This is a genomic window from Aeromicrobium sp. MLTX1 (assembly GCF_046452335.1).
Classification (GTDB): Bacteria; Actinomycetota; Actinomycetes; order Propionibacteriales; family Nocardioidaceae; genus Aeromicrobium.
In genome coordinates, this window is the sequence record NZ_JBKFDN010000001.1 from 710,773 (window position 1) to 736,029 (window position 25,257).

Genomic DNA, 25,257 nt, shown 5'->3' on the forward strand with positions numbered 1-25,257 from the left:
CGGATGTCCGCCGACGGCCCTAGCCTTTCCTCATGCTTGATCCGGAACCGCCGCTCGGCGGAAGCCTGAAGTTGGGGCACGTCCTCTCGAGCATCGGCGCTGAGCACGATCCACCGATCGTCTTGGAGGACATTCACGTCATCCGCCACAGCTTCAAGCCCGGCGGACACGACGGGCTGCAGGGTCCTGAGGACCTCACACCCGAGCGAGTCCTCGCGTACACGCGGGAACAGGACCTTTCGACCCGACGGTTCCCCGCCGAGCCGCCACGCTACTGGGTGGTGCTGATAGCCGACGGCAAGCGCAGGTCGAGGTTGTACGGGACGTTCGAGAACTCAGGTGAAGTCCTGTCCGAGCGGACCGGCAGCAACCGCTCCTTCGACCTCCGACCCAGCGAGTTCCTTGCTCCGCTCCGCGATCGGCTGGTCGTCGAATGGAGCAGCCCCCGCAACTGGCACCGCCGCGCGACGAGCGCGGCCGGCCTGCCCGTGCTGGAGATCGCGGATCGCGACAAGGTCGCGTTTCCCGGTTTTGACCGCGTGCGGCTCACCTTCCACGAACTTCAAGACATGGTGGACGATCACCGCTACGAGGACTGGCGCGCTGCCCTCAAGGAAGTCCAGGGCATCTACCTGATCACCGACTCGACCAACGGCAAGCACTACGTCGGCAAGGCGGACGGGAGCGAACGCATACTCGGTCGTTGGACCAGCTACGCGAAGGACGGTCACGGCGGAAACGTCGCGCTGAGGGAGTTGGCTTTCGAGAGTGTGGGCCCCGACAGGGTCAGGACGGACCACGCGAGGAACTTCGTCTTCAGCATCCTGCGGGTGTTCGGACCCAGCACCTCCACCTCCGAGGTTGACGCCGCCGAGTCGCACTACAAGAGGGCACTGCTGACACGCGAGTTCGGACTGAACGGAACTGATGAACATGTCTCCCAACGCCGATGCTCGTGTCGCTCAGTGGGAGCGTCGCACGGAGGTTCCGCTCATCTGCCTGGCCTTGGCGTTCCTCATTGCTTACGCATGGCCCGTGCTCGACCCGCGCATGGACAATGATCTTGAAGCCTTCTTCACCGTCGTCACGTGGACGGTCTGGGCGGCCTTTGCCGCCGACCTCGCCATCCGCCTCGCCCTGGTGCCCCGGGGCCACCGCGCCGAGTACGCGATCCGCCACTGGTACGACGTCGCCCTGGTCGTGGTCCCGATGCTCAGGCCGCTTCGCATGCTGCGCCTCCTTGCTCTGGTGCGCATTCTCGACCGTTCCGCGGCGAACTCTCTTGCCGGGCGAGTCCTCGTATACGTCTCCGGCGCCGCCGCCGTCTCGGTCGGACTCGGCGCACTCGCTGTCCTCGACGCCGAGCAGGACGCGACCGGCGCCAACATCACCACCTTCGGCGACGCAGTCTGGTGGGCGTGCACGACCGTCACCACGGTGGGCTACGGCGACCACTTCCCGGTGACCCTCGAAGGACGAGTCGTCGCCGTCGTGCTGATGGTTGTGGGAATCGGAGTGGTCGGAGCGGTCACCGCCTCGGTGGCCACGTGGCTCATCGGTCGGGCTCAGGCGGAGCGCGAGTCTTCCCTCGATTAGCGTCGTGGCATCGGCACAGGTTCTCCGGCTCGCCTCAAGTCCTCGATGACTTCCCGCACCAAACGTTTGAGACCCAAAAGAGCACTCTCCGGCGATGTCGCCGCCCAGGACAGCGACGGGAACTCGGCACACGTGGCGACGAAGGCCGCGTCGTCGGCTGACCATTCCAACCGATAGTCGTAGCGGTCTGCGTCATCGTTTGGCAGCGCCGCGACCCAGTTCGTCGCACGCCCCGCCTCCGGTGCGTGTTCCTCGGGGACCATCCGCAGTCTGTCGATGATCACGTCTGCAGCCACTAAGCGCGCGTCGAGAAGCGCCGCCACGAAGTTGAGGTCCTTCTCGCGGTAGGCACAGAGCTTGGAAACGCACAGGTCCTCCTTGTCCGGACACCAGCCCGTGAACTGCGGCTGACCACCCGGCGCGGCTGTGTTTGCGTTCTGAACCTTGACGAGCCGCTCCCTCCAACCTTGTGGGAGCACGGCCGTGGTCAGGTCGACACCGTCGATGCTGAAGCCGTGCTGTTCCTCGAAGGGCGACCACTCTCCGGCCACGCCCTCGATCTGGTCGGCGAGCTCGGCGATCTCTTCGTTGGTCTCCGCGATCGGGAGAGCGTCGACCTCAACTGACATCGTCGCCGCCGCGGGAAGTTCGTCCTCGTTGAAGGTCCCCAGGATCGCCTGGGAACCGACGATGATGATCTCTGAACTCCCGATGATCTGGCACGCGGTGCGGATCGCGTGCTCCAGCTGATCCCGGCGCATCAGGCTGCAAGCGCCTCCCGGCGCTCCTCCTGACTCAGGATGCCGCCGAGGGGCGAGACCTCGCGCATCTCGATCGAATCCGTGTCGAGTCCGGTCATCACACGGCGGATCCGTGGCAGGTCTCCTTGGCTCACCAACTCACGCCAGCGCTCCAGATTGCGCTCGTGCGGTTGGCCCTGAACGCTGCCGCTCAAGCGACCAAGGTTGCGTTCGATGACGGGCAACCACTCCTCGAAGGAGTCCCGCGTCAGATGAGTCGAGAGCTGACGGTGGAGACGCCAAGAACGCTCCGAGGACCGGGTGAGCTCGGGTCGGACAGGACGCCGAACGACCTCGAGCTGATATCCCAAGCAGGACAGCAGGCGATCGAGCATGTCGTCACTCATATCGACCCTCCCCGACAGGAAGCCGCTGATGCTGGGTTGGTGCACGCCGGACATTCGCGCGAGACCACTTTGCGTCGTGCGCGTCTCGCGCATCGCCCGGCCCAGCGCGTCGCGTCCATCGCTCACGTCACGAGCATAGCACTTTTTGCTATACCCACGGGCGAGTCCTTTGCCGGTGCTGTGTGATCGTGCGGCGAACCGGTCACGGTGCACACCACCACCAATTAGCCTCGAACAACACACCGAGCGAGCGGGGACCAACGACCGATGAGCGAACTAATCGCGTACTACGAAGACAGACCTGTCGACCTCAAGGGTCGAATGGAGCTGCATCAAGTACCTCTGGACTCCGCGAACGGCATCCGTTCCTCGGAAGGTGTGATTCGCCCCGGCCTCGTCTATGTGCCCGTCCAGAGCGAGGCGGGGCCCTTTCTGGTGCCATTCGGCGAGTACGACGAGTGGTCTCTTCGCGACCGGTACAACGAAGCCATACGCATCATGAACACCCTCGGCGCGTCAACGATCGTCTGCGAGACCTTTCAAGAGGTCGTCGTCCGGCGCGGCGTGCGAGCAAAGGTCTTGCGCAAGGGAACGGAACTGAAGCAGCGTCGGGTGGAGAACAGCGGATTCGACTTCCGCCATGAGGGCGCTGGAAGCTCGCCGCGTGACCCGCGCCCCCTGCGTTGGCCGAACGAACCCGGCTTTGCAGCAGCGGTCAGCAGTGTCCTGGAGAACGGCGCCAGGGAGATCGTGATCAACATCAGGAACAGCCGCACGCACTCGGTCGACGGAGCGCTCGGCCTGCAGCTCAAGAAGGTCGGATTCGACCTGGGCGGCGGCACCCAGCGTTCCGATGCGACCAGCCTCCACATCCGTGCGGGGTTCCCACCGGCCCGCAAGATGTGGAAGTAGCGTCGGTCCACGAATGATCGACACCACGTTCGACGTGCGGCTCGACGCTGGCGGCAGGGACCCAGACTCCTTCAGCGCGACGTTGCGCGGCTACCACCAGTTGTTGTGGAGCAGGCCGCTCCCCGACGGCACCGCGTTCGACCTGGACATCAGCACGCCCGGCGTCTACCTTCACCACGACTCGGCGATTGGTGAGTTCTGGTTGTCCAGCGATTCGATCATCCCCACGTTCACGACCCAGGCTGCGATGCAGCCAATCGTCGGACAGTGCGAGGAAGCGGACGTCGCGGACTTCGTCCGGCTCGCCTACACGGTGGGCGGCTTCATCGTTTGGCCTGCACATCGTGTCGGCGGGAAGCAGACCCTGAATGGTGCACGCGGATTCCATCCCCGCATCAAGGACCGCATGGATCTCACCCTGGAGTGCATCCGCCGGCATTACCTGGGACTTCCCAGTCCGCTGTCGGACACGTTGAACAGATACGCGGACTTCTTCAATCTCTTCGCTGAGTTCCGCGGCTACGTGGATTTCTTCCTCTTACAAGACTTGGTGTCGCCAACAGGAGCGGTCGAGTTCTTCCTCCCATTCGACGACTTCCGAACCCCGGCCCTACCGCGCGACCTTGCTGCCTACACCGCTTACCGCGAACGCACCGTGCTGTTCATCACTGGGAGAAATGCGCGCATAGAAATCGCCGCCCTACAGACGCGAGACCAGCAAGACTGGCGGCATGAGTGAGTTCATCGAGGTCTGGGAGCGCATCCGGCGCTGCGCCGGCGAAGAGTTCACGACGACCACCGGGCTGCCCTTCACCTACCGAGCCCCTGGCGACTACCTCCGCGTGACGAGGGACGGTCGCGAGATCAACCGCTCGTTGTCACGCACCAACTTCGCGAAGGCCACCGCCGCGATGCCCGCCGACCGCCCGAGCGACATCAAGGACCGCCAAGGATCGGCGTACACCTGGGCGATCCTCATGGACGAACGGGTTCGCCGTGACGACTGGTAGCGGGCGCGGCGACTCTCGTCACGCCGAGCCGGATGATCTGTTGAAACACGTCATTGATCTCGAGGGCAACTTCGTCGAAGGCGACCCGCGTGAATACGACCCTGTCGAACTCATCAGGTACGCGTTGGCGTGGCCCATGGACTACTGGACTGCCCACGCCATGAAGTGGCTCGAGCGAGGTGTTCCGTCCGAGACGCTCAGCGTTGAGCTCGGCCACATCGCCACGGACGCCCAACGGCCGCAGGCGCTGCGTCATCGCGCTGAGCGACTCCGCAGGTCTCCGCACACGGGTTGAACGACGAAGAGGCCCGGCCGAGAAGGCCGGGCCCTTCGTTCGCAGCGTCAGTTGATGAAGCCGGCCAGGCGGCCGTTGATGATCTGCTCGGCGCCGGAGACCATGCGCTCGACGAGCTCGCGGGCCGAGGGGACGTCCTGGATGAGGCCCTGGACCATGCCGACGGACCAGACGCCGGCGTCCAGGTCGCCGGACTCGTAGACCTCGCGGCCGCGGACGCCGGCGACGAGCTCGCGGATGTCCTCGAACTGGGCGCCCTCGTCGAGCATCGAGACGACCTTGGTGCTGATCTCGTTGCGGGCGACACGCGCGGTGTTGCGCAGCGGGCGGAAGATCAGCGAGGTCTCGCGCTCGGTGGCCTCGACGATGCGGTCCTTGACGTTCTGGTGGATCCACGACTCCTGCGTGCTCATGAAGCGGGTGCCCATGTTCACGCCGTCGGCGCCCAGCGCCAGGGCCGCGACGAGTCCGCGCTCGTCGGCGATGCCGCCCGAGGCGATGATCGGGATCGAGAGCTTGTCGGCGGCAGCGGGGATCAGGACCAGCCCGGGGATGTCGTCCTCGCCCGGGTGGCCGGCGCACTCGAAGCCGTCGATGGAGACGCCGTCGACGCCCACCTTCTCGGCGCGCAGCGCGTGACGGACGCTCGTGCACTTGTGGAGGACCTTGATGCCGTTGTCCTTGAAGAACGGCATGTGCGGCTCGGGGTTCGCGCCCGCGGTCTCCACGATCTTCACGCCCGACTCGGCGATCGCGTGACGGTACTCGTCGTACGGCGGCGGGTTGATCGACGGCAGGATCGTCAGGTTCACGCCGAACGGCTTGTCGGTCAGCTCGCGCGCCTTGGCGATCTCACCGGCCAGCGCCTCGGGGGTCGGCTGCGTCAGCGCGGTGATGATGCCCAGCGCGCCCGCGTCGGAGACGGCGGCGGCCAGCTCGGCGCGCCCCACCCACTGCATCCCGCCCTGGACGATCGGATGGGTGACACCGAACGTCTCGGTGAAACGGGTCTTCAGCATGAGGGCTCCTTCGAGGGGGGAATCAGTCGGCGGCCGGGCGGACCGGCCAGTCGGGAACGGCATCGGGCAGGTCGGTGTCCAACCTGCCGGTGAACACGGCGTCGCGCTTCTCGAGGAACGACGCGACGCCCTCCTTGGCGTCGGGTCCCTGCTTGAGCGCGGCGATCGTCTGGGTCTCGAGCTTGTGGGTCTCCCACAGGTCGTCCTGCGTCAGCTGCGACCAGAGCATTCGACGCGTGGCCGCGACGGCGACGCCCGAGGTGTTGTCGGCGATCTCGCGCGCGATGGAGTGCGCGGTCGGGAGCACGTCCTCGGGCTCCACGACGCGCGACACGAGCCGCCCGCGCAGCGCCTCGTCGGCCTCGAACACGCGACCCGTCAGCGCCCACTCCGAGGCCTGCGAGATCCCGACGACGCGCGGCAGGAACCAGCTGGAGACGGCCTCCGGCGCGATGCCGCGGCGCGCGAACACGAAGCCGAACTTCGCCTTCGTCGACGCGATCCGGATGTCCATCGGCAGGGTCATCGTGATGCCCACGCCGATGGCGGCGCCGTTGATCGCGGCGATGACGGGCTTCGGGAACGAGGCCAGGCGCAGCGTCACCACGCCGCCGCCGTCACGCGGCAGACCCGCGATCTCGTCGGCGTCCGAGCGGTCGTTGCGCATGCCGTCGCCGCTGTAGGAGAAGGGCTTGTCGCCCGCGCCGCCGAGGTCGGCGCCGGCGCAGAACGCCCGCCCCTCCCCCGTCACGATGACGACGCGCACGTCGTCGTTCGCCTCGGCCCAGTCGAGGGCCTCGACCATCTCGGTGCGCATGACCGGGGTGAACGCGTTCATCCGGTCGGGCCGGTTGAGGCGCAACTCCAGGACGCGGTCGGCCAGCGTCAGCGTGATCTGCTCGAACTCGGGAACGCTCACTTGATCGACCACTTCCCCGTGAACTCGGCCTCGGTCTTGTCGGCGAAGGCCTTGAACGCGGCTGGCGCGTCGTCGGTGGCGTAGTTGATCGCCTGCGCGCGGGCCTCGTTGTCGAGCACGTCGCGGAACGACTGGACCACACCGTTGTGCAGCAGGTCCTTGTTCTGGGCGATCGCGATCGGCGGCATCGCAGCGAGGCGGTCGGCGAGGTCGGCGACGAAGCCGTCGATCTCGTCGGGCTCCTTCACCCACGTGACGAGGCCGAGCTCCTTGGCCTCCTCAGGGGTGACGAAGTCGGCGAGGAACGCCAGGCGCTTCGCCTGCTGGAGACCCGCGAGTCGCGGCAGCAGCCACGCGCCGCCGAAGTCGAGGCTCAGGCCGCGCTTGGCGAAGATCTCGGAGAACTTCGCGGTCGACGACGCCACGACGAAGTCGCAGCACAGCGCCATGTTGAAGCCCGCACCGACAGCCGCGCCCTTGACCTTCGCGATCGTCGGCTTGTTCAGGCTGTAGAGGGCCTCGGGCGTGCGGCTGATGTTGCGCACGCGTGTCAGCGGGTGGCCCGCCGCCGGACCGCCGCCGATGTCCGCGCCCGCGCAGAACGCGTCGCCGGCGCCCGTCAGCACCACGGCGCGGATCGAGTCGTCGTACGAGATCGTGCGGAGGTGGTCGTAGAGCAGCGCCCAGCCGTCGGCCGTCTGCGCGTTCTTGCGGTGCGGGCGATTGAGGGTGATCGTCGCGATCTGGTCCTCGACCTCGAGGAGGATGTCGTCGTTGCTCATGCGGTCTTCCTCTCGAACGTGATCTCGATACAACGTCTCGCTGCGCTCGCCGTCACTCGATCGCCGGGGGTCATGCGGAGGCCTTCGCGGAGTCGATGGTGGCGCGGCCGAGGGCCGCGGTGAGCTCGGTGAGGCCGCCGTGGGCCTGCTCGAGCGCCTTGCCGCGCTTGAGCCACAGCTGGAGGTGGTGCTCCCACGTGAAGCCGATGCCGCCGTGCAGCTGGAGCGAGGCGCGGTTGGCCTCGAACTCGGCCTCGACCGCCACGATGCGGGCCGCGAGTGCGGCGGTGAGCGCGTCGGGCGCGCCGTCGGCCACCTTCGCCGCGGCGGCGTGCACCGCGAACGCGGCCAGCTCGACGTTCGCGACCGCGTCCGCCAGCTGGTGCTTCACGGCCTGGAACGAGCCGATGACGCGACCGAACTGCTCGCGCACCTTCGCGTAGGCGACGGTCTCGTCGAGCATCCGGCGGCTGAGGCCGATCAGGACGCTCGCCGACGCCGCGGCCTCGTGGGCGAGGACGGTCTCGACGCCGCCACCGGGCAGCACCTGGGCCGCGCCCTCGGGCACGGTCACCGCGAACTGCCGGCGCGACGGGTCCATCGACCGCAGCGGGGTCAGCTCGCACGCGGACGTCTCGACCAACTTGAGCTCGTCGCCGTCGCGGAAGATCAGCACGTCGCTGACATGCGCGTCCGGCACCGAGGCCAGTCCACGCAGCGCGACCGTCGCCGTGGCCGAGCCGTCGGCCAGCCTCGGCAGCCACGCGGCCTTCTGCTCGGGCGAGCCCGCGACGGTCAGCGCGATCGGCGCGGTGACGAGCGACTCGACCAGCGCATCCGGCACCGCGTGGTAGCCCACGCGCTCCAGCACGAGGGCGAGGTCGACGAGCGTGCCGCCGTAGCCCTCGAACTCCTCGGGCACGAGGATCGTGGTCAGGCCGAGCTGCGCGATCGTCGCGCGGAGCTTCTCCGAGCGACCGGTCTCGGTGGTCCACAGCGCCCGCAGCGCCTCGACGTCGACCTCGGCCGCCACGGCCTGGTCGAACGAGGTCGCGAGGTCCTGCTGCTCGGGTTCGAATGCGATCTTCATCCGCGCGGCTCCTTCGGCAGTCCGAGCATCCGCTCGGAGATGATGTTGCGCTGGATCTCGTTGGACCCGGCGTAGATCTCGGCGCCCCGCCCGTGCCAGTAGTTGCGGCGCATGCCGAACATCTCGCCGTCGGGACCGTGGTCGGTCATGACCTCGGCGCCCGCGCCGAGCACCGCGAGGTGCTGCTCGTGGACCGCCGTGTGGATCTGGGTGTAGAGCATCTTCTGGATGCTGGAGACGTCCGGGCCCGTGCGACCCGTGGCGATCTCGTGCGTCGCCGCGTACGTGGCCTGCTCGTACGCGAAGGTCCACGCCGCCAGCCGGCCGAGCTCCTCGACCTGGCCCTCGGAGCCGCGCTCGCCCGTGTCGCGGGCGAGGTCGACCAGCGCCTGCTCGAGGCGGGTGTGCGTGCCGCGGCCCGTGCCGCGCTCGAGCTGGAGCGACGTGCCGGCCACGCGCCAGCCGTCGCCGACCTCGCCGATCACGTTCTCCATCGGCACCTCGACGTTCTCGAAGAACACCTCGGCGAAGCCCGGGTTGCCGTGCAGCTGGCCCAGCGGGCGGATCTCGACGCCCGGCGAGCGCAGGTCGATGATCACGAACGTCAGGCCCTTGTGGCCCTTCGCGGTGGGATCGGTGCGCACGAGCGCGAACATCGTGGTCGCGATGATGCCCTGCGAGGTCCAGATCTTCTGGCCGTCGACCACCATCGTGTCGCCGCTGATGCGGCCGGTGGTGCGGATCGCGGCCAGGTCGCTGCCGGCGCCGGGTTCGGAGAAGCCCTGGCACCAGATGTCCTCGCAGTTGAGGATGCCGGGCAGGAAGCGCTGCTTCTGCTCGTCGGTGCCGTGCGCCTCGACGGTGGGGCCGCCGTGCACGAGGCCCATCTTGTTGAGGCGCTCGGGCAGCCGGAACCGCGCGTACTCCTCGTCGTAGATCAGCTGGTCCCAGGCATCGGCGCCCATGCCGCCGACCTCCTTCGGCCAGCCCGGCGCGGCGTAGCCGGCCTCGAAGAGCGCCTTCTCCCACTCCAGGTGCTGGCTGAAGCCGGGCTCGGAGTACGGGCTGTCGAGGCGGCCCTTCGGGCCGTTCGCGGCGAACCACTCCTGCAGCTCCGCGCGGAACGCCTGCTGTTCGGGGGTGAAGTTCAGGTCCATGGGTCAGTCCTCCGCGAGCTGCTTGGTCATGTCGATGATCCCGTTGCCCTGACCGCGGCGACGGCGGACGGCGCCGACGACCGAGGTCACGATGACGAGTGCGACGACGGCGATGATGGTGCCCGAGATCGGGCGGGTGACGAAGATCGACAGCGAGCCGTCCGACATCAGCAGCGACTGGCGAAACGCAATCTCCATGACGCTGCCGAGGACGAACGCCAGCACCAGCGGCGCGGGCTCGAAGCCGGTCTTGCGCATGAGGTAGCCGACGAAGCCGGCGATGATCATGACCCACATGTCGAACTGCGTGTAGCTGATCGTGTAGACGCCGATGAGCGTGATCAGCAGCGCGACGCCGCCGATGATGCCGATGCGCACGCGCAGCAGCTGCACGAACAGGCCGACGAACGGCAGGTTGAGCGCCAGCAGGATCAGGTTGCCGATGAACATCGACGCGATGACGCCCCAGAACAGCTCGGGGTGCTCGTCGATCATGCCGGGGCCGGGCGTGATGTCCTGCATCATCAGCGCGCCGAGGATCAACGCGAGGACGGCGTTGGACGGCAGGCCCAGCGTCAGCAGCGGGATGAACGCCGAGATCGACGAGGAGTTGTTCGCGGTCTCCGGACCGGCGACGCCCTCGATCGCGCCCTTGCCGAAGCGGCTCGGGTCCTTCGCGACCTTCTTCTCCACCGCGTACGAGGCGAGCGAGCTCATGACGCCGCCACCGCCGGGCAGGATGCCGATCGGGAAGCCCAGGATCGTGCCGCGGGCGATCGGTCCGCGCGAGTCCTTCCAGTCCTGCTTGGTCGGCAGGATGCGGTCGATCGTGCCGATCGTTCCGGAGCTGGTGAGGCGCTTCTCGAGGTTGTACATGATCTCGCCGATGCCGAACATGCCCATCGCGATGGCGACGAGGTCGAGGCCGGAGATCAGCTCGGGCATGTCGAAGCTGAAGCGCGACGTGCCCTGGATCGGGTCGGGGCCGACGGCGGCGAGCAGCAGGCCGAACAGCGCGGCGATGACGCTCTTCACGGTGGACTTGGTGCCGAGATAGGTCACCAGCACCAGGCCGAGGATCGTGATGGCCGCGTACTCGGGCGGGCCGAAGCGCAGCGCCGCGGCGGCGACGGCCGGGGCGATGAGCGCCAGGCCGATGATCGCGACCGTGCCGCCGATGAAGGAGCCGATCGCGGCGATGCCGAGGGCTGGTCCGCCACGTCCCTGCTTGGTCATCTCGTAGCCGTCGAGCGCGGTGATGGCGCTCGCGGCCTCACCCGGGATGCGCAGCAGGACCGACGTGATCGTGCCGCCGTACATCGAGCCGTAGTAGACGCCCGCGAGCATCATGATCGCGGCCTCGGGGGTGATCGAGTACGTGATCGGCAGCAGCAGCGCGATCGTGGCGGTCGGGCCCAGGCCCGGCAGCACGCCGATGATCGTGCCGATCGTGACGCCGAGGAAGACGAAGAGCAGGTTCTCGGGGGCGAAGACGACGCCGAAGCCCGAGGCGAGGTTGGTCAGGGAGTCCATGGTCAGCGACCTCCCCACAGGCTGGCGACGATGTCCTCGGGCAGCCGCACGCCGAGCGCGGAGACGAAGAGCAGGTAGCTGGCCAGCGGCGCCACGACCGCGATCGCCAGCGACATGCGCCAGCTCTCGCCGTTGAGGCCCTTGAGCCAGAGCATGAGGAAGACGAAGCCCGCCAGGATCGAGCCGGTCTGCTCGAACATGAGGGTGAAGACGACGAGCGTCACGAAGCCCGCGAGCACGCGCGCGGTGGCGCCCAGCTCGAAGGTCTCGATGCCGTCGGTCATGTCCATCACGAAGCCGAGCAGCGAGATGACGATGATGCTGACGATCAGCACGCGGGGCCAGTAGCCGGGGCCGGGCTCGGTGAGCGTGCCGACCTCCATCTCACTGGTCTGCAGGTGGAAGATCACCGCGATCGCGATGGCGACCACCAGCGGCACCTTGGAGGCGAGCCAGCCGGCGCCGCGCGTGGTCGCGGGAGGGGTCTCCGGCACCGCGGCCTGCTCTTCGGTCATGTCGGTCATGTCGAGGTCCTGTCAGGGGGGAAATCGGGAACGGTGGGCCCGGACCGCGCACGGCCCGGACCCACCACGGCTGATCAGCCGAACAGCTGCTTCAGGATCGGCGTGAGGGTCTCGACCTCGTCGTCGATCTTCTGCTGGAGCTCCTCCGAGCCGATGAACTCGGCGGGGATGTTGAGCTCGCCGGCGGCCTTGCGGGTCGCGGGATCCTCCAGCGCGGCCTCGAGCGAGTCCTCGAGCTTCGTGACGATCTCCTCGGGCGTGTCCTTCGGGGCGATGACGATGAAGGACGAGATGCCGTAGGTCAGCTCGTCGAAGCCCGACTCGGCCAGCGTCGGGACGTCGCCGAGGTACTCCTTGCGCTCGGGGCCCATGACCGCGAGCGGGCGGATCTTGCCGGCCTCGTGCTGCGCACGGACCTGCTCGTTGTACGACGGGATGATGACGTCGACGTTGTCGCCGAGCAGACCGGTCAGGGCCGGGGCGTCGCCCTGGAACGGCACGAGCTTGAACTCGGTGTCGTACTCGGTGCCCATGCGCAGCAGCTCCACGGCCTGCGGGGTCTGGGCGCCGGCGGCGCCGACGGTGATCTTGCCCGGGCGCTTCTTGGCGTCGGCCAGGAGGTCCTCGAACGTCTGGTACGGCGAGTCCTCGTTCACGAAGAAGATGCCGGGCGACTCGGTGACGACGCCGATCGGGGTGCCGTCGCCGGCCTCGAAGCCGACCTTCTCGATGGTGGGGACGCGGCTGATGGCCGACGCGGTGGTCGTGCCGAGCGTCAGGCCGTCCGGCTTGCTGTTGATGACCTTCGCCGAACCGACGGCGCCGGAGGCACCCTCGAGGTTCTCCACGACGACCGAGACGCCCAGGTCCTTCTCGAACTGCTTGGCGACGGCGCGACCGGCGAGGTCGGTCGGGCCACCGGCGGCGTACGCGACGACCATGGTGATGTCACCGGCCGGGTAGTCCTCGGCGTCACCGCTGGAGGCCGAGTCGCCGCACGCGGCCATCGACAACGCCAGCACGCCGGCGAGGGCTGCGAAGCTGAGTTTCTTCATCGTGTTTCTCCTGTGATGGGTGGGGGGATCAAGGTGTCGCCGGATGGCGATCAGGGGGTGACGCGCTCGGTGATGAGGGCGTCGAGGGCTGCAGCGCCGTGGCCCTGCGGACGCACGAGGAAGGGGTTGACCTCGATGCTGTCGAAGCGGCTGCGGTGTTCCGCGGCCACGTTCGAGAGGGCGACGAGTGCGCCCGCCAGCGCGTCGACATCGGCCGGGGCCGCGCCCCGCACGCCGTCGAGCATCGCCGAGCCGCGGATCTCGCGGATCATCTCGTGTGCGGTCTCCAGACCGAACGGGGCGAGTCGGTAGGTGACGTCCTTGAGGACCTCGACGAAGATGCCGCCGAGCCCGAACATCACGACCGGGCCGAACGTGGGGTCGTCGACGACGCCCAGGATCGTCTCGATGCCGTCGGTGATCATCGGCGCGACGAGCACGCCGTCGATGCGGGCGTCGGGCTCGTGGCGGCGGGCCGACTCGAGGATCCGGTCGTGCGCCTCCGCGGCCTCCTCGGGGGTGGCCACGCCGAGGACGACGCCGCCGACCTCGGTCTTGTGCGCGATGTCGGGCGAGACCACCTTGAGCACCACGGGACCGCCCACGCGCTCCTGCGCCGCGGCAGCCTCGGCGGCCGACGACACGACGACCTCGGGAGCCACGGGCACGCCGGCCTCGGCGATGAACGCCTTGGCGGTGACCTCGGTGAAGACCTCGGGCAGCGCGGGGACGGACGCTGCCGGGGCCTGCGTGGCCTCGGCGGCACGCGACTTCTCGAAGCGCTGGCGGCGCAGCGCGTAGTCGGTGACGCGGCCCATGATCTGCACGGCCTTGGTGATGTCGTCGAAGACGGGGATGCTCAGCTCCTCCACGGCGCGCTTGACCTCGGGGGTCGAGAGCGTGGTGGCGAAGATCGGCGCGTCGGGGTGCGCCTCGCGGGCCAGCTTGAGCGCGCGGACGACGAGGTCGGTCCACGGCTCGAGCAGGCCCATGTAGGTCAGGCCCATGACGATCGAGTCGAACGCGCCGTCCTTGAGGCACGCGTCGACGAACGAGGGCAGCAGGTTCTCGTCGTTCATCAGCTGCGCGGTGAGGTCGACCGGGTTGCCGACGCCGGCCGGGGGCCAGATCGCCTTGAGCTCGTCCTGCAGCGCCTGCGACGGCGTGGGCACCTGGAGGCCCTGCTCGGCGGCCTCGTCGGCGGCGATGATGCCGATGCCGCCCGAGCCGGTGAGGATGCCGAGACGGTCGCCCTGGGGCAGCTTGCCCACCGAGAGGGCGTAGCAGACGTCGAAGAGTTCGGCCATGGAGTCGACGCGGATGACGCCGTACTGGTCGAACAGCGCGTCGAAGACCTGGTCGGAGCCGACGAGCGAGGCGGTGTGGGAGGCGGCGGCGGTGGCGCCGACCTCGGAGCGGCCGACCTTGAGCACGACGACCGGCTTGCCGTTCTCCTGCGCGACCGCGAGGGCCTGGCGCAGGCGCTCGCCGTCGCGGCAGCCCTCGAGGTAGGCGGCGATGATCTCGACGGAGTCGTCGGCGGCCAGGTGCGCGAGCACGTCGGCCAGCTGGATGTCGGCCTCGTTGCCGGTGGACAGCCACGGGTCGAAGTTCAGGCCGGTCTGCTTGCCGTTGACGACCCACTCGCTGGCGATGGCGCCGCTCTGGCTGACGAGCGCGACCTTGGCCAGCGGCTCGACCGCGAACGGCACGCCCACCGAGGCGGCGAAGGTGCCGACGGCGCCGTTGGCGGCGTTCATGCTGCCGATGCAGTTGGGGCCGAGCACGCGCATGCCGTAGCGGCCCGCGATCTCGAGCACCTGGCCCTGGAGGGCGAGGCCCTCGGCGCCCATCTCGGCGAAGCCGGCGCTGAAGATCGTGACGACCTTGACGCCCTGCTTGCCGCAGGACTCCACCGAGGACAGGACGTGCTTCGCGGGCAGGGCGATCACGGCGAGGTCGACGACGCCGTCGACGTCCTCGATCGAGGCGTAGGCCTTGACGCCCTGCACCTCGTCGGACTTCGGGTTGATCGGGTAGATGCCGCCCGTGTAGCCGGACTCCTTGATGAAGCGCAGCGGACGGCCGCCGATCTTCGTCGGATCGGACGAGGCGCCCAGGATGGCCACGCCGCGCGGGTCGAACAGCGCGTCGAGGCCGCGGGTGTTGGCGGCCGTGGCGGGAGCTTCGGCAACAGGGTGGGGCACTTGGGACGTCCTTCCGTCACGTCTCGGGGTGTGGCTTGGACCACACGATCCGCATTCAACCATGAATGCGTAATGACATGCAAGAATGTATATCCTTGGGATCTGGAAGGTGCCCCGAACCCATGTATACGCTTCGGAATGCACTGACCACCGACCGACCCACCTGCTGAGAGGCCGCTCCGATGGCGAAGACCACCCCGACCGCGACGGGAGTGCAGCGCTGCCTCACCGAGATCCGGCAGATGATCATCTCCGGCACCCTCCTGCCCGGGCAGAAGGTGCACCAGGGTGAGATCGCGGCCCAGCTCAACGTCAGCCGCATCCCCGTGCGCGAGGCGCTGTCGACCCTGCAGGCCGAGGGCGTCCTCGACTACAAGCCCAACACGGGATTCACCGTCGCGCGATTCAGCGGTGAGGACCTCGCCGAGATCTACCTGATGCGCCGCCTGCTGGAGACCGAGGTCGTCCGCACGGTCGACCTCGCGGCAGTCGACGTCGATGAGCTCAAGCGGCTCAACGACCACCTCAAGACCCTCAGCGCGAACACCGACCCGGACGAATGGCAGTCGACGAACTTCGACTTCCACTTCCTGATCTTCGAGCCGAGCCCGCTGAAGCTGGTCCGCGAGGAGATCCGCCGGCTCTGGTACATGTCGAGCTTCTACCGCTCCCTCTACATCCAGCAGGCCGACTCGCGCCTGCGCGTGCACGAGGACCACGACCGGATCATCGAGGCGGTCAAGGCGCGCGACAACGAGGCGCTCATCAAGCTGTCCGACGAGCACCGCGGCACCACCGAGCACCTGCTCACGCAGCGGCTCGGCTGGTCGCGTCCTCGCTGACCCTCAGTCGCGGGTCAGCCGGCGCAGCACCACCGGCAGCGACGCCACCGCGACCGAGCCGACGATCACGGCCATCATCACCATCGCCCAGTCCGGGCCGAGGGTGTCCGCGACGACGCCGTTGAGCACCGACGCGAGCGGGCGCGAGCCCATGAACGCGATGACCCACAGCGACATCACGCGACCGCGCATGTGCGTGGGGACGACGTGGTGCAGCATCGCCGTGCAGCCCGAGAACGCCACGGTGAAGCCGATGCCGGCGAGGAAGAAGGCTACGCAGACCGCGGTCGGCGAGTCGAGGAACGGCACCGCGAGCGAGCCCAGCGCGAGGCCCGTGAGGCCGATGGCGGGGGCACGCTGCACGCGCAGGCCGCCGTTGAAGACGGTGGAGACGCCGCTGCCGATGAGCGCGCCCACACCGAACGCCGAGCCGATGTAGCCGACGAAGGCCTCGGGCGCGTCGAGGTCGTGGGCGATCGCGGGCGCCAGGGTGACGACGGGGTCGGCGCCGAGTCCGACGGCGGTGACGCCCAGCAGCAGCATCGCGACCACGGGGTTGCGGCGGATGTAGCCCAGCCCGGCGCGGAAGCTGCCGCCCTCGCTCGTCGCGGCGATGGGCTTGTCGCCGCGCGCGATGAGCACCGAGATGACGCCGAAGACCACGTGACCGCAGGCCGCCACCCCCAGCGCGGCCGCCGGACCGAACGCGGCCGCCAGGAGCGCGCCGATCGCGGGACCCGCGGCGCGGCCGAACATCGTGGGGACCGAGTCGATCGCGACCGCGCGGCCGACCTCGTTCGGGCGGACGAGGTCGGACACCATCGCCTGCATGGCCGGCCCGCTCACCGCGAAGCCGATGCCGGCAATGAGCGAGAAGATCAGGACGCCCGTGATCCCGGTGCCCTCGGCGCCCCTGAGCCAGAGCCAGAGACCGAGACCTCCGGTGCCGGCGATGCAGAACAGCCGGCCGTAGGCCACGAGCCGGCCGCGGCTCGAGCGGTCGGACAGCGGCCCGATCACCGGCGCCAGGACGACCTGGGGGATGAAGTGGACGACGCTGACCGCGGCCACCCACACGGCCGAGTGGGTGAGCTGCCACGCCAGCACCGCCGTGACGACGTGGTGGATCCACACGCCCGTGAACGCCAGGCCCTTGCCCAGCACGAAGGGGCCGAACCGGCGGTCGGCCAGCAGCTGCCAGGTCGAGCGGGGGGCCGCGGGGGTGCCCACGCTCAGAAGTAGACGCGGGTGATGTTCTCGGCGATGCAGGCCGGGCGGTCCTCGCCCTCGCGCTCGATCGTGACGGCCCAGGTCAGCTGGAGTCCGCCGCCCTTGACCTCCTCGGCGTTCGCCAGCGAGAGGCGGCCGCGCAGGCGCGAGCCCACGGGGACGGGCGAGGTGAAGCGGACCTTGTTGAGGCCGTAGTTGACCGCGTGCTTGCGGTTCTCGACGCGATAGACCTCGAGCATGAACGGGACCATGAGGCTGAGGGTCAGGTAGCCGTGCGCGATCGTCGTGCCGAACGGGCCCTCGGCCGCGGCCTCGGGATCGGTGTGGATCCACTGGTGGTCGCCGGTCGCGTCGGCGAAGAGGTTCACGCGCTCCTGCGTGATCTCGAGCCACTCGCTGACGCCGATCTCCTCACCGACCGCTGCCTGGAGCTCCTCGGGACCTGAGAACACGCGCATTGACTCGACCTCCATCTGATACTTTTTTGTATACATCGGACCATAGCAGACGAAACGGGGTACGCGGTGCGCGCGACCGTCCTGACAGCACCCGGCCGGGTCGGCCTCGAGGAGCGGCCCGACCCCGTCGTCCTCGAGCGCACGGACGCCGTCGTCGAGGTCGTCGCGGCCGCGGTGTGCGGCTCGGACCTGTGGTGGCTCCGCGGCGACAACGCCTTCGACGAGCCGCGCCGGATGGGGCACGAGTTCGTCGGGCGGGTCGTGTCTGTGGGGTCCGCCGTCGCGCTCTCGCCGGGCGACTTCGTGCTCTCGGCGTTCAAGTTCGGCGACAGCACGTGCTCGGCGTGCCGCGAGGGGTTCACCTCGAACTGCGCGCATGGTGGGCACTGGGGTGCTGTCGACGACGCCGGTCGCCCTCTCGACGAGGGCCAGGGCGAGCTCGTGCGGGTGCCGCTCGCCGACGGGACGCTCGTGCGCGTGGATGCTCCGGTGACCGAGGAGCTGCTCCCCCACCTGCTGGCGCTCACCGATGTCATGGCGACCGGCGTGCACGCGGCGCGATGTGCCGGTGTCGTACGCGGCGCCGACGCGGTCGTGATCGGCGACGGGGCGGTGGGCCTGTGCGCGGTCGCCGCGTGCCGTCGCGAGGGCGCGCGGCACGTGACGATCCTGTCGCGGAACCCCGACCGCCTGCGCCTCGCGCGGCTGCTCGGCGCGGACGAGGTGATCGAGGTCCGCGGCGAGGAGGCCGTGCGGCAGCTGCGCGCGACGTACGACGGCGGCCCGGCACACGTGCTGGAGTGCGTGGGCACGTCCGAGAGCCTCGCGACCGCGATCGAGGCCGCGCGCGTCGGCGGCCAGATCGGCATGGTCGGCATCCCGCACGGAGACAACTTCCACCCGCGGCAGCTGTTCGCGAAGAACCTCGGCCTGCGCGCTGGCGGCGCCCCGGCCCGCGCCCTCCTGGACGAGCTCCTGCCCGAGGTCCTCGCCGGCACTCTCCGCCCGGGAGTGGTCTTCGACCGGCAGTACGACCTCGCCGACGTCGCCCGGGCCTACGGCGACATGGCCGACCGCCGCACCACGAAGGCCCTGCTGCGCGTCTCGCCCCTCGACTGAACGAGGTTTCCTGTCACTTAGCGGGGTTCGCGAACCCCGTTAAGTGACAGTTTCCCCGGTTAACCGGGGAAACTGTCAGCGGTCGGCGAGCGGCTTGGGGTCGTTGCCGGGGAGGCCGGCGAAGGCCTGGACGATGTCGAGCCAGTGGTCGGCGGCGGGGCCGGTGGCCGTGACGTCGACGTCGGAGCGGTGGCGGCGGCGCGTGGCCAGCAGCGCGAAGTCCCACCCGTCGCCGGTCACGCGCTCGGCGGCGTCCTCGGGACCCCACGTCCAGAGCTCGCCCGAGGGCGCGGTCAGCTCGACGCGCACCTCGACGGCAGGCACCTCCTCGCCACGCATCTGGTGCGTGAACCCGAACGTCCGGACCCCGATGTGGCACACGTGCTTCGCCCGATCAGTCCGCGGCACCGAGATGCCGAGCGCCTCGGCGACGTCGTACCCATGCGCCCACGTCTCCATGAGCCGAGCCGTCGCCATCGACACCGGGCTCATCGGCGGTCCGAACCACGGGATCTTGTTGCCGTCGGGCACGGACTTCAGAGCCTCGACGAGGTTCGTGCGGCCCTGTCGCCACGCCGGGAGCAGCGACTCGGGCGGCTCCTGCGCGAGCTCGTCCGTGGCCTGGTCGATGTAGCCCTCGGGGTTCTCCAGCGCCGCCAGGATGAGCGCGTCGAACGCCTCCTTGTCGTTGATTGCGTACGTGGAGGTGACGTCGGTCCAGTGCAGGTGCGCGACCTGGTGGGCGACGGTCCAGCCCTCGGGCGTGGTGACGGTGCCCCACTGGTCGGGGGTCAGTCCCGCGACCCAGCCGTCCAGCTGCGCCGACTCGGCGGCGAGGTCGTCGAGGACGGCGTCCAGCTTGTTCATCGTTCCAGCTCTCGGTCGAGGGTGTCGGCCCAGGCGTCGAGGATCGAGGCCCGGCGTGCGGAGTCGTCGGTGAGGGTCGCCGCGAGGCCCAGGCCGCGCAGCAGGTCGAGCGTGGCCTGCACGAGCTGGCGGTTGCGCCCGCGCGACTCGTCGACCTCGAGCAGGGTCACGGCGTGCGCGTGGATCTCGCGACCCACGCGGCGCTCGAACGGCGCCACCTTCGTCAGCAGCGCGGGGTCGGTGCGCGCGGCCACCCACAGCTCCAGCGCGGCGAGGAAGACCGGCGACGTGTACTGGCTCACCAGCAGGTCCAGCACCGCACGCGTCCGGTCCCGCTCGGGCAGCGCGTCGATGTCGACGACCAGCTCCTCGCGGCGCCGCTCGGCGAGGTACTCGACGGCCGCGACCACGAGGTCCTGCTTGCTGGGGAAGTGGTGCAGCTGCGCGCCGCGGCTGACGCCCGCGCGCTGGCTGACCACGGTGGTGGAGGTGCCGGCCCAGCCGACCTCCACGAGCGAGTCGATCGTGGCCTCGAGGAGGCGCTGCCGCATGAGCCGCGTGCGCTCGGGCTGGGGCGTCCTCGTCGGGCTCTCGGTCACCGAGCCAGCATGCTGGACCGCCCATTTACAGTCAAGCCTGTTGGTTTTTTGCATCTCAGTAGCGCCTCTGTAGTCCCTTGTGACGGTTGTGAAGCAAAAGGCCACATGAGGCTGGGGCGAAACCTAGTGTCGCTCCCGCGGGGTGGACGCTCCGCTTCCCCATTTCGAGAGCGAACTCCATGTATCGACGCGTCACCTCCATCGCGACCAGCGCGGCCGTCGGCCTCGCCGCCGCGGTGGCCCTCCTTCCCGCCCCGGCCCAGGCGGCTCCCGAGACCTACACCGGACATCTCCAGGTGGTCGAGGGCGACACCATCATCGGCTGCGCCGAGAACAACGGCAGCCTGGCGAAGCCCACCACCAACCCCGAAGCGGCCTACAAGGTCTCGATCTCGACCGGCGCCCGGCAGGACATGCTGATCGACGGGCAGCCCGGCCGGTTCCTCGGCTTCTCGGACGCCTCCGCCAGCTTCGACCTGTCGCAGACCGGCGGCTACACCTTCCTCCAGGCGGTGGCCGCCGTCCCCGCCGGCTCACCATCCGTCAACAGTGAGCAGAGCGCCGTCTGGTCCATCGACCCCGCGACCCAGAACCTGAGCGTGACCTACGTGTGGCCCGACTCGACGCCGCGCAACCTCACCACCATGTGGTTCAGCGCCGAGGGACTCATCGCGGCCACCCCCGATCTGGCGGCGACCGAAGCGCTCTTCGACTACGCGGATCCCGTGACCTTCCGCATCGGCGAGGCCTGCTCGGGCCCGGTCACGCCGCCGGACGTCGAGCAGACGATCACCTTCACGTCCACGGCGCCCGAGACCGTGCACCCCGGTGACACGTACGACGTCACAGCCACGGGCGGCGAGTCCGGCAACCCCGTGACCTTCTCGTCCTCGACGCGGGACGAGTGCACGATCGAGGGCTCGACCGTGACGTTCCACCGCGCCGGCACCTGCACGATCGTCGCCGACCAGGCGGCCGCCACCGGCTTCCTCGCGGCCGACCCGGTCGAGCAGGACGTCGAGGTCGACGCCTTCGCCACCTCGCTCGACCTCTCGTTTGAACCGGCCAACCCGGTCACGGGGCAGGGCACGACGGCCACCGCGCAGCTCAGCACCGAGGGCTCCCTCGGCGACGCCGGTGGCGTCGTCCAGTTCCGCGTGGACGGCGACATCGTCGACCACGTCGCCTACGACGAGGCCGGCCGCGCCTCCACCGCGCTCGACCTCGGCGTCGGCACGCACCAGGTCGACGCGACATGGTGGCCCGAGGCGAACTACCAGTACGGATACAGCACCGACACCGACACGGTCACCGTCTCGGCCGCCGGCACCACCACGAAGGTCGCGGTGAAGCCGCGCGAGCTGTCCGCCACGGTCGCGCCCATCGCGCCCGGTGCGGGCACGCCCACCGGCGAGGTCACGTTCTTCGTCGACGGCAAGAAGGTCGGCACCGCCGCCCTCGACGACGGCACGGCGAAGCTCGCGCACACCGTCCCGACCGACGGCACGCACGCCGTCTCGGCCGCGTACGCCGGCAGCACCGACTTCACGGCCTCGTCGGGCTCGACCTCGCGCAGCAACCCCGCGATCACGGCCCGCGTGATCTCGTCGCAGAAGTCGCGCGGCGGCTGGTACCGCAGCCCGGTCACGATCTCGTTCGGCTGCGACGCCAAGGGCGCCGAGCTGACCACCGCGTGCCCGAAGCCGGTCAAGGTCTCGCGCCAGGGAGCCAGCACCGTGACCCGCACGATCCACACGGCCGACGGCGGCATCGCGACCGTCACCGCCTCGGTCAAGATCGACCGCAGCAAGCCTCGCGTCGGCATCCGCGGTGTGAAGTCCGGCCGCAGCTACTTCGACGCGCCGAAGCCGACCTGCTCGGCGAAGGACTCGCTCTCGGGCGTGAAGACCTGCAAGGTCACCACGAAGCGCAGCGGCAGCCGGGTCGTCGTGACCGCGAAGGCCACCGACGTCGCGGGCAACGTCCGTACCAAGCGCGTCGCGTACCGCCTCGCGGGCTACAAGATCGAGGGCGCGAAGCTGAAGAACGGCGTCTACCAGGTCCGCCACGGCGAGACCTACACGATCGTCGTCCGCGGCTCGAAGGCCCGCTACGTCTACGCGACGCCGGCGCCCGGCAAGCCGCACCGCGGCTCGGTCCCGTTCAAGAAGGCCGGCCAGGATCGCTGGGCCCTCGGCGTGAAGATGTCGATGACGACGAGCCGCACCCGCTCGTGGAACCTCGGCCACACGCAGAACGGCAAGCTGCACGTCATCAAGGTGAAGGTCGTCGGCTGACCGCCACCCACTGACGGAGGTTTCCTGTCACTTCGCGAGGTTCGCAAACCTCGCGAAGTGACGGTTTCCCCGGTTAACCGGGGAAACCGTCAGGCCATCTCGCCCTCGAGGGTCTCGGGCTGGGCGTCGAGGTCCTCGACCTCGACGGCCGGGGGCTCGCCGATGTGCCGGAGGGCGAACTCGGCGGCGAGCTCGATCGCGAGGTCGGCGTCGGGCAGGTGCCCGGCCATGATCGGGAAGGCGTGCAGCTGCCCGCGCCACAGGTGCACGTCGACCTCGACGCCCTTGTCGTCGAGCAGCAGCGCGAGCGCCTCGACCTCGGGCCGCAGGAACTCGTCCTCCACGGCCACCAGCTGCGTGGGCGAGTGGATGTAGGCGCTCGCGTGCAGGGGGTCGGCGAAGCCCTCGATCGCGGCGCCGTCCTCGGGGAGCCAGAGCCGGCGCAGCGCGGCGACGCGCGCGATCGGCAGCACGGCCTCGCGCACCTTGTCGACGCGCATGACGTTCTTGTCCTGGCGGTCGGGCTCGAGGCTGAGCAGCGGCGAGAACGCGATGAGCGCGGCCGGCGCGGGCAGGCCCCGGCGCGTGGCCAGCTCGGCGACCTTCATCGTCAGGTAGCCGCCGGCGGAGTCGCCAGCGACGACCACCTTGGCGGGATCGGCACCGCGGTCGAGCACGCCGGCGTAGGCGGCGATCGCGTCCTGCACCGACTCGGCGATCCCCGCCTCGGGCAGCTGGCGGTAGTCGATCGCGTAGATCGTGCCGCCCGTGGCACGCACGATCTCCTCGAGCATCGAGCGGTAGGAGTGGACGCTGCCCGTGAAGAAGCCACCGCCGTGCAGGTAGAGCAGGTGCAGCCCGGTGGTGGGCCCGTCCCCCGGTGTCATCACCTCACCGGGAACGCCGCCGATCTCGCACACCTCGACGGCGATATCCTCGGACGCGCCGCGGTTGACGACCTCGGAGAAGCGCTGGATCCGGCGGATGGTGCGGACGTCGACCGGAGCCATCCTCAGCAGGGGCTTCACGGTCATCCGCGCGCCGCGACCGACCATGCGGGCCAGGGGCGTGGGGCTGTCGTGCAGGACCGCCGCGGTGTGCACCGCCCGCATCGGGCGGCGGCGCCCGCGTCCGGATCGGGAACCGGCCTGCGTGTCCACGTCCCGAGTTTAACGACCGGGTGGACATCCGCGTGCCGTTCGCAGATCCCCGGCTCCGATAGCCTGTCTGCGTGGTGACGCTCGAGGAACTGCAGGTCCGCACCCTCGGCGAGTGCACGTACGACTCGCCGTTGGCCGACTACGTCGCGGCCCGGAGCACGAACGCCTACTACGTCGCCGAGACCGACCGGGTCCTCATCGACGACACGATCTCGCTGCTGCAGGCCCGGGGCGACATGCCGCTCGACGAGGTCCCCTCGTTCGAGCCCGGCGGCCCGCGCCGCAAGCTCTTCTTCGACCCGAAGAAGACGAAGGTCGGCATCGTGACGTGCGGCGGCCTGTGCCCCGGCCTCAACGACGTCATCCGCGCGATCGTGCTGGAGCTGTTCGAGCACTACGGCGTCACCGACATCACCGGGTTCAAGAACGGCTACGCGGGCCTGGTCCCCGGCAAGTCGCCCGACCCGATCACCCTGACCCCCTCGTTCGTCGAGACGATCACCGACCGCGGCGGCACGGTCCTCGGCTCCTCGCGCGGCGGCCAGAGCATCCCGCAGATCGTCGACAACCTCGTGCACCGCGAGATCGACATCCTGTTCGTCATCGGCGGCGACGGCTCGATGCGCGGCGCGCACGCCATCGCCGAGGAGGCGCTCGAGCGCAAGCTGCCGATCGCCGTGGTGGGCGTGCCGAAGACGATCGACAACGACATCCCGCTGATCGGCACGAGCTTCGGCTTCCAGACGGCCTACGCGAAGGCCGCCGAGTCCATCAAGGGCGCGCGCGTCGAGGTCGAGGCGGCCATCGGCGGCGTGGGCGTCGTCAAGGTCATGGGCCGCGCCGCCGGCTTCATCGCCTGCTACTCCGCGCTGGCCAACCACGACGCCGACTTCGTCCTGATCCCCGAGGTGCCGTTCAGCCTCCAGGGCGAGAACGGCCTGCTCGCCACGCTGCGCAAGCGCGTGAAGGAGCGCGGCAGCGCCGTGATCGTGCTGGCCGAGGGCGCCGGGCAGGACCTCATCCCCGCCAGCCGGCGCACCGACGCGAGCGGCAACACCGTGCTCGGCGACTTCGCCGGCTTCCTGCGCGCCCAGATCGCGCGCGACTTCAAGGACCACGACGAGCCGCTGACGCTGCGCTACTTCGACCCCGGCTACATGATCCGCTCGGTCCCGGCCGACCCCGCCGACTCGGTCTACTGCACGCGGCTCGCGCAGGCCGCCGTGCACGCCGCGATGGCGGGCCGCACCGACATGGTGATCGGACGCCCGCGCCACCGGTTCGCGCACGTGCCGATCTCGGTGGTCGTGAAGAACACGCAGAACGTGAACCCCGACGGCGACCTGTGGCTCTCGGTGCTCGAGTCCACCGCGCAGCCGTTCGACATGTCCTGAGACCCGCTCTCGCATGATGAGACTCCCGGAAGGACCCACCGAACG

26 protein-coding genes are annotated in these 25,257 nt (G+C 69.3%); 10 read left to right on the forward strand and 16 right to left on the reverse strand.

Annotation, left to right across the window (positions count from 1 at the left end; translation table 11 throughout):
- The first annotated feature begins 32 nt into the window (after positions 1–32).
- The gene (locus tag ACK99Q_RS03295) at positions 33–1,061 is read left to right on the forward strand and encodes a GIY-YIG nuclease family protein (RefSeq protein WP_410184813.1); all 1,029 of its coding nucleotides are present in this window, start codon (positions 33–35) and stop codon (positions 1,059–1,061) included.
- On the forward strand, positions 1,036–1,596 hold the full coding sequence (locus tag ACK99Q_RS03300; protein ID WP_410184814.1) for a potassium channel family protein: 561 nt from the start codon (positions 1,036–1,038) through the stop codon (positions 1,594–1,596). Before ACK99Q_RS03295 ends, ACK99Q_RS03300 begins: the two co-directional genes overlap by 26 nt.
- Here ACK99Q_RS03300 and ACK99Q_RS03305 read toward each other — a convergent pair.
- Complete coding sequence (locus ACK99Q_RS03305) at positions 1,593–2,357, reverse strand: DUF6036 family nucleotidyltransferase (RefSeq protein WP_410184815.1); 765 nt, start codon at positions 2,355–2,357, stop codon at positions 1,593–1,595. The genes ACK99Q_RS03300 and ACK99Q_RS03305 overlap by 4 nt on opposite strands.
- On the reverse strand, positions 2,357–2,869 hold the full coding sequence (locus ACK99Q_RS03310) for a helix-turn-helix domain-containing protein (protein ID WP_410184816.1): 513 nt from the start codon (positions 2,867–2,869) through the stop codon (positions 2,357–2,359). Before ACK99Q_RS03310 ends, ACK99Q_RS03305 begins: the two co-directional genes overlap by 1 nt.
- A gap of 141 nt (positions 2,870–3,010) precedes the next feature.
- On the opposite strand from ACK99Q_RS03310, the gene ACK99Q_RS03315 reads away from it, so the two are divergent.
- From ACK99Q_RS03315 to ACK99Q_RS03330, 4 genes are read left to right on the forward strand one after another with little or no spacing between them, the layout of a single operon-like run.
- Positions 3,011–3,655 carry a hypothetical protein gene (locus ACK99Q_RS03315; RefSeq protein ID WP_410184817.1) on the forward strand — a complete coding sequence of 215 codons (645 nt, stop codon included), beginning with the start codon at positions 3,011–3,013 and terminating at the stop codon, positions 3,653–3,655.
- A 13-nt stretch (positions 3,656–3,668) separates the two neighbouring features.
- Positions 3,669–4,394, forward strand: a complete 726-nt coding sequence (locus ACK99Q_RS03320; protein ID WP_410184818.1) for a DUF6994 family protein — start codon at positions 3,669–3,671, stop codon at positions 4,392–4,394.
- Entirely contained in the window at positions 4,387–4,665 is a 279-nt protein-coding gene (locus tag ACK99Q_RS03325) for a hypothetical protein (RefSeq protein ID WP_410184819.1), read from the forward strand. The genes ACK99Q_RS03320 and ACK99Q_RS03325 overlap by 8 nt, the downstream gene beginning before the upstream one ends.
- The gene (locus ACK99Q_RS03330; protein WP_410184820.1) at positions 4,652–4,960 is read left to right on the forward strand and encodes a hypothetical protein; all 309 of its coding nucleotides are present in this window, start codon (positions 4,652–4,654) and stop codon (positions 4,958–4,960) included. The genes ACK99Q_RS03325 and ACK99Q_RS03330 overlap by 14 nt, the downstream gene beginning before the upstream one ends.
- A gap of 47 nt (positions 4,961–5,007) precedes the next feature.
- Here ACK99Q_RS03330 and ACK99Q_RS03335 read toward each other — a convergent pair whose 3' ends face one another.
- The 9 genes from ACK99Q_RS03335 to ACK99Q_RS03375 all read right to left on the reverse strand — a co-directional run bounded on the left by ACK99Q_RS03335 (position 5,008) and on the right by ACK99Q_RS03375 (position 15,246).
- Positions 5,008–5,979: an NAD(P)H-dependent flavin oxidoreductase gene (locus ACK99Q_RS03335; RefSeq protein WP_410184821.1), complete on the reverse strand. Its 972-nt coding sequence runs from the start codon at positions 5,977–5,979 to the stop codon at positions 5,008–5,010.
- Between the two features lie 22 nt (positions 5,980–6,001).
- Positions 6,002–6,898 (reverse strand): enoyl-CoA hydratase-related protein, encoded by an 897-nt coding sequence (locus ACK99Q_RS03340; protein WP_395486761.1) that lies wholly within the window; start codon positions 6,896–6,898, stop codon positions 6,002–6,004.
- The gene (locus ACK99Q_RS03345) at positions 6,895–7,680 is read right to left on the reverse strand and encodes an enoyl-CoA hydratase/isomerase family protein (RefSeq protein ID WP_410184822.1); all 786 of its coding nucleotides are present in this window, start codon (positions 7,678–7,680) and stop codon (positions 6,895–6,897) included. The genes ACK99Q_RS03340 and ACK99Q_RS03345 overlap by 4 nt, the downstream gene beginning before the upstream one ends.
- 70 nt (positions 7,681–7,750) lie before the next feature.
- A complete protein-coding gene (locus tag ACK99Q_RS03350) occupies positions 7,751–8,770 on the reverse strand; it encodes an acyl-CoA dehydrogenase family protein (protein ID WP_410184823.1) in 1,020 nt (339 codons plus the stop codon).
- Complete coding sequence (locus ACK99Q_RS03355; protein ID WP_410184824.1) at positions 8,767–9,927, reverse strand: acyl-CoA dehydrogenase family protein; 1,161 nt, start codon at positions 9,925–9,927, stop codon at positions 8,767–8,769. Before ACK99Q_RS03355 ends, ACK99Q_RS03350 begins: the two co-directional genes overlap by 4 nt.
- 3 nt (positions 9,928–9,930) lie before the next feature.
- A complete protein-coding gene (locus ACK99Q_RS03360) occupies positions 9,931–11,460 on the reverse strand; it encodes a tripartite tricarboxylate transporter permease (RefSeq protein WP_410184825.1) in 1,530 nt (509 codons plus the stop codon).
- A 2-nt stretch (positions 11,461–11,462) separates the two neighbouring features.
- Positions 11,463–11,984 (reverse strand): tripartite tricarboxylate transporter TctB family protein, encoded by a 522-nt coding sequence (locus ACK99Q_RS03365; RefSeq protein ID WP_410184826.1) that lies wholly within the window; start codon positions 11,982–11,984, stop codon positions 11,463–11,465.
- Positions 11,985–12,058: 74 nt separating this feature from the next.
- Entirely contained in the window at positions 12,059–13,039 is a 981-nt protein-coding gene (locus ACK99Q_RS03370) for a Bug family tripartite tricarboxylate transporter substrate binding protein (protein ID WP_410184827.1), read from the reverse strand.
- A 50-nt stretch (positions 13,040–13,089) separates the two neighbouring features.
- Positions 13,090–15,246 (reverse strand): acetate--CoA ligase family protein, encoded by a 2,157-nt coding sequence (locus ACK99Q_RS03375; protein ID WP_410184828.1) that lies wholly within the window; start codon positions 15,244–15,246, stop codon positions 13,090–13,092.
- Between the two features lie 182 nt (positions 15,247–15,428).
- On the opposite strand from ACK99Q_RS03375, the gene ACK99Q_RS03380 reads away from it, so the two are divergent.
- Positions 15,429–16,088, forward strand: coding sequence for a GntR family transcriptional regulator (locus tag ACK99Q_RS03380; RefSeq protein ID WP_410184829.1), 660 nt, complete (start codon positions 15,429–15,431; stop codon positions 16,086–16,088).
- Between the two features lie 3 nt (positions 16,089–16,091).
- Here the strand turns inward: ACK99Q_RS03380 and ACK99Q_RS03385 are convergent, their stop codons facing one another.
- Both ACK99Q_RS03385 and ACK99Q_RS03390 read right to left on the reverse strand, forming a co-directional pair.
- Positions 16,092–17,318 carry an MFS transporter gene (locus tag ACK99Q_RS03385; RefSeq protein ID WP_410184830.1) on the reverse strand — a complete coding sequence of 409 codons (1,227 nt, stop codon included), beginning with the start codon at positions 17,316–17,318 and terminating at the stop codon, positions 16,092–16,094.
- Positions 17,319–17,320: 2 nt separating this feature from the next.
- Complete coding sequence (locus ACK99Q_RS03390; protein ID WP_410184831.1) at positions 17,321–17,776, reverse strand: MaoC family dehydratase; 456 nt, start codon at positions 17,774–17,776, stop codon at positions 17,321–17,323.
- 66 nt (positions 17,777–17,842) lie between these two features.
- Between ACK99Q_RS03390 and ACK99Q_RS03395 the strand changes: the two genes are divergently transcribed.
- Positions 17,843–18,895, forward strand: a complete 1,053-nt coding sequence (locus tag ACK99Q_RS03395) for a zinc-binding dehydrogenase (protein WP_410184832.1) — start codon at positions 17,843–17,845, stop codon at positions 18,893–18,895.
- A 75-nt stretch (positions 18,896–18,970) separates the two neighbouring features.
- Here the strand turns inward: ACK99Q_RS03395 and ACK99Q_RS03400 are convergent, their stop codons facing one another.
- Together ACK99Q_RS03400 and ACK99Q_RS03405 are read right to left on the reverse strand one after the other, a co-directional pair.
- The gene (locus ACK99Q_RS03400) at positions 18,971–19,762 is read right to left on the reverse strand and encodes a TIGR03084 family metal-binding protein (RefSeq protein ID WP_410184833.1); all 792 of its coding nucleotides are present in this window, start codon (positions 19,760–19,762) and stop codon (positions 18,971–18,973) included.
- Positions 19,759–20,361 (reverse strand): TetR/AcrR family transcriptional regulator, encoded by a 603-nt coding sequence (locus tag ACK99Q_RS03405; RefSeq protein ID WP_410184834.1) that lies wholly within the window; start codon positions 20,359–20,361, stop codon positions 19,759–19,761. Before ACK99Q_RS03405 ends, ACK99Q_RS03400 begins: the two co-directional genes overlap by 4 nt.
- A 179-nt stretch (positions 20,362–20,540) precedes the next feature.
- On the opposite strand from ACK99Q_RS03405, the gene ACK99Q_RS03410 reads away from it, so the two are divergent.
- On the forward strand, positions 20,541–22,658 hold the full coding sequence (locus tag ACK99Q_RS03410; RefSeq protein WP_410184835.1) for an Ig-like domain-containing protein: 2,118 nt from the start codon (positions 20,541–20,543) through the stop codon (positions 22,656–22,658).
- A gap of 89 nt (positions 22,659–22,747) precedes the next feature.
- Here the strand turns inward: ACK99Q_RS03410 and ACK99Q_RS03415 are convergent, their stop codons facing one another.
- Complete coding sequence (locus ACK99Q_RS03415; protein WP_410184836.1) at positions 22,748–23,818, reverse strand: alpha/beta hydrolase; 1,071 nt, start codon at positions 23,816–23,818, stop codon at positions 22,748–22,750.
- 71 nt (positions 23,819–23,889) lie between these two features.
- Here ACK99Q_RS03415 and ACK99Q_RS03420 point away from each other — a divergent pair, with 71 nt between their 5' ends.
- Positions 23,890–25,212 carry an ATP-dependent 6-phosphofructokinase gene (locus ACK99Q_RS03420; protein ID WP_410184837.1) on the forward strand — a complete coding sequence of 441 codons (1,323 nt, stop codon included), beginning with the start codon at positions 23,890–23,892 and terminating at the stop codon, positions 25,210–25,212.
- Positions 25,213–25,257 lie beyond the last annotated feature (45 nt).

Bases quoted from the DNA above. Each gene is read 5' to 3' on its own strand.
- ACK99Q_RS03305 (WP_410184815.1), bottom strand. From the start codon at position 2,357: ATGCGCCGGGATCAGCTGGAGCACGCGATCCGCACCGCGTGCCAGATC.
- ACK99Q_RS03370 (WP_410184827.1), bottom strand. From the start codon at position 13,039: ATGAAGAAACTCAGCTTCGCAGCCCTCGCCGGCGTGCTGGCGTTGTCG.
- ACK99Q_RS03315 (WP_410184817.1), top strand. From the start codon at position 3,011: ATGAGCGAACTAATCGCGTACTACGAAGACAGACCTGTCGACCTCAAG.
- ACK99Q_RS03335 (WP_410184821.1), bottom strand. From the start codon at position 5,979: ATGCTGAAGACCCGTTTCACCGAGACGTTCGGTGTCACCCATCCGATC.
- ACK99Q_RS03390 (WP_410184831.1), bottom strand. From the start codon at position 17,776: ATGCGCGTGTTCTCAGGTCCCGAGGAGCTCCAGGCAGCGGTCGGTGAG.
- ACK99Q_RS03410 (WP_410184835.1), top strand. From the start codon at position 20,541: ATGTATCGACGCGTCACCTCCATCGCGACCAGCGCGGCCGTCGGCCTC.
- ACK99Q_RS03325 (WP_410184819.1), top strand. From the start codon at position 4,387: ATGAGTGAGTTCATCGAGGTCTGGGAGCGCATCCGGCGCTGCGCCGGC.
- ACK99Q_RS03295 (WP_410184813.1), top strand. From the start codon at position 33: ATGCTTGATCCGGAACCGCCGCTCGGCGGAAGCCTGAAGTTGGGGCAC.
- ACK99Q_RS03360 (WP_410184825.1), bottom strand. From the start codon at position 11,460: ATGGACTCCCTGACCAACCTCGCCTCGGGCTTCGGCGTCGTCTTCGCC.
- ACK99Q_RS03345 (WP_410184822.1), bottom strand. From the start codon at position 7,680: ATGAGCAACGACGACATCCTCCTCGAGGTCGAGGACCAGATCGCGACG.
- ACK99Q_RS03400 (WP_410184833.1), bottom strand. From the start codon at position 19,762: ATGAACAAGCTGGACGCCGTCCTCGACGACCTCGCCGCCGAGTCGGCG.
- ACK99Q_RS03380 (WP_410184829.1), top strand. From the start codon at position 15,429: ATGGCGAAGACCACCCCGACCGCGACGGGAGTGCAGCGCTGCCTCACC.
- ACK99Q_RS03320 (WP_410184818.1), top strand. From the start codon at position 3,669: ATGATCGACACCACGTTCGACGTGCGGCTCGACGCTGGCGGCAGGGAC.
- ACK99Q_RS03355 (WP_410184824.1), bottom strand. From the start codon at position 9,927: ATGGACCTGAACTTCACCCCCGAACAGCAGGCGTTCCGCGCGGAGCTG.
- ACK99Q_RS03365 (WP_410184826.1), bottom strand. From the start codon at position 11,984: ATGACCGACATGACCGAAGAGCAGGCCGCGGTGCCGGAGACCCCTCCC.
- ACK99Q_RS03350 (WP_410184823.1), bottom strand. From the start codon at position 8,770: ATGAAGATCGCATTCGAACCCGAGCAGCAGGACCTCGCGACCTCGTTC.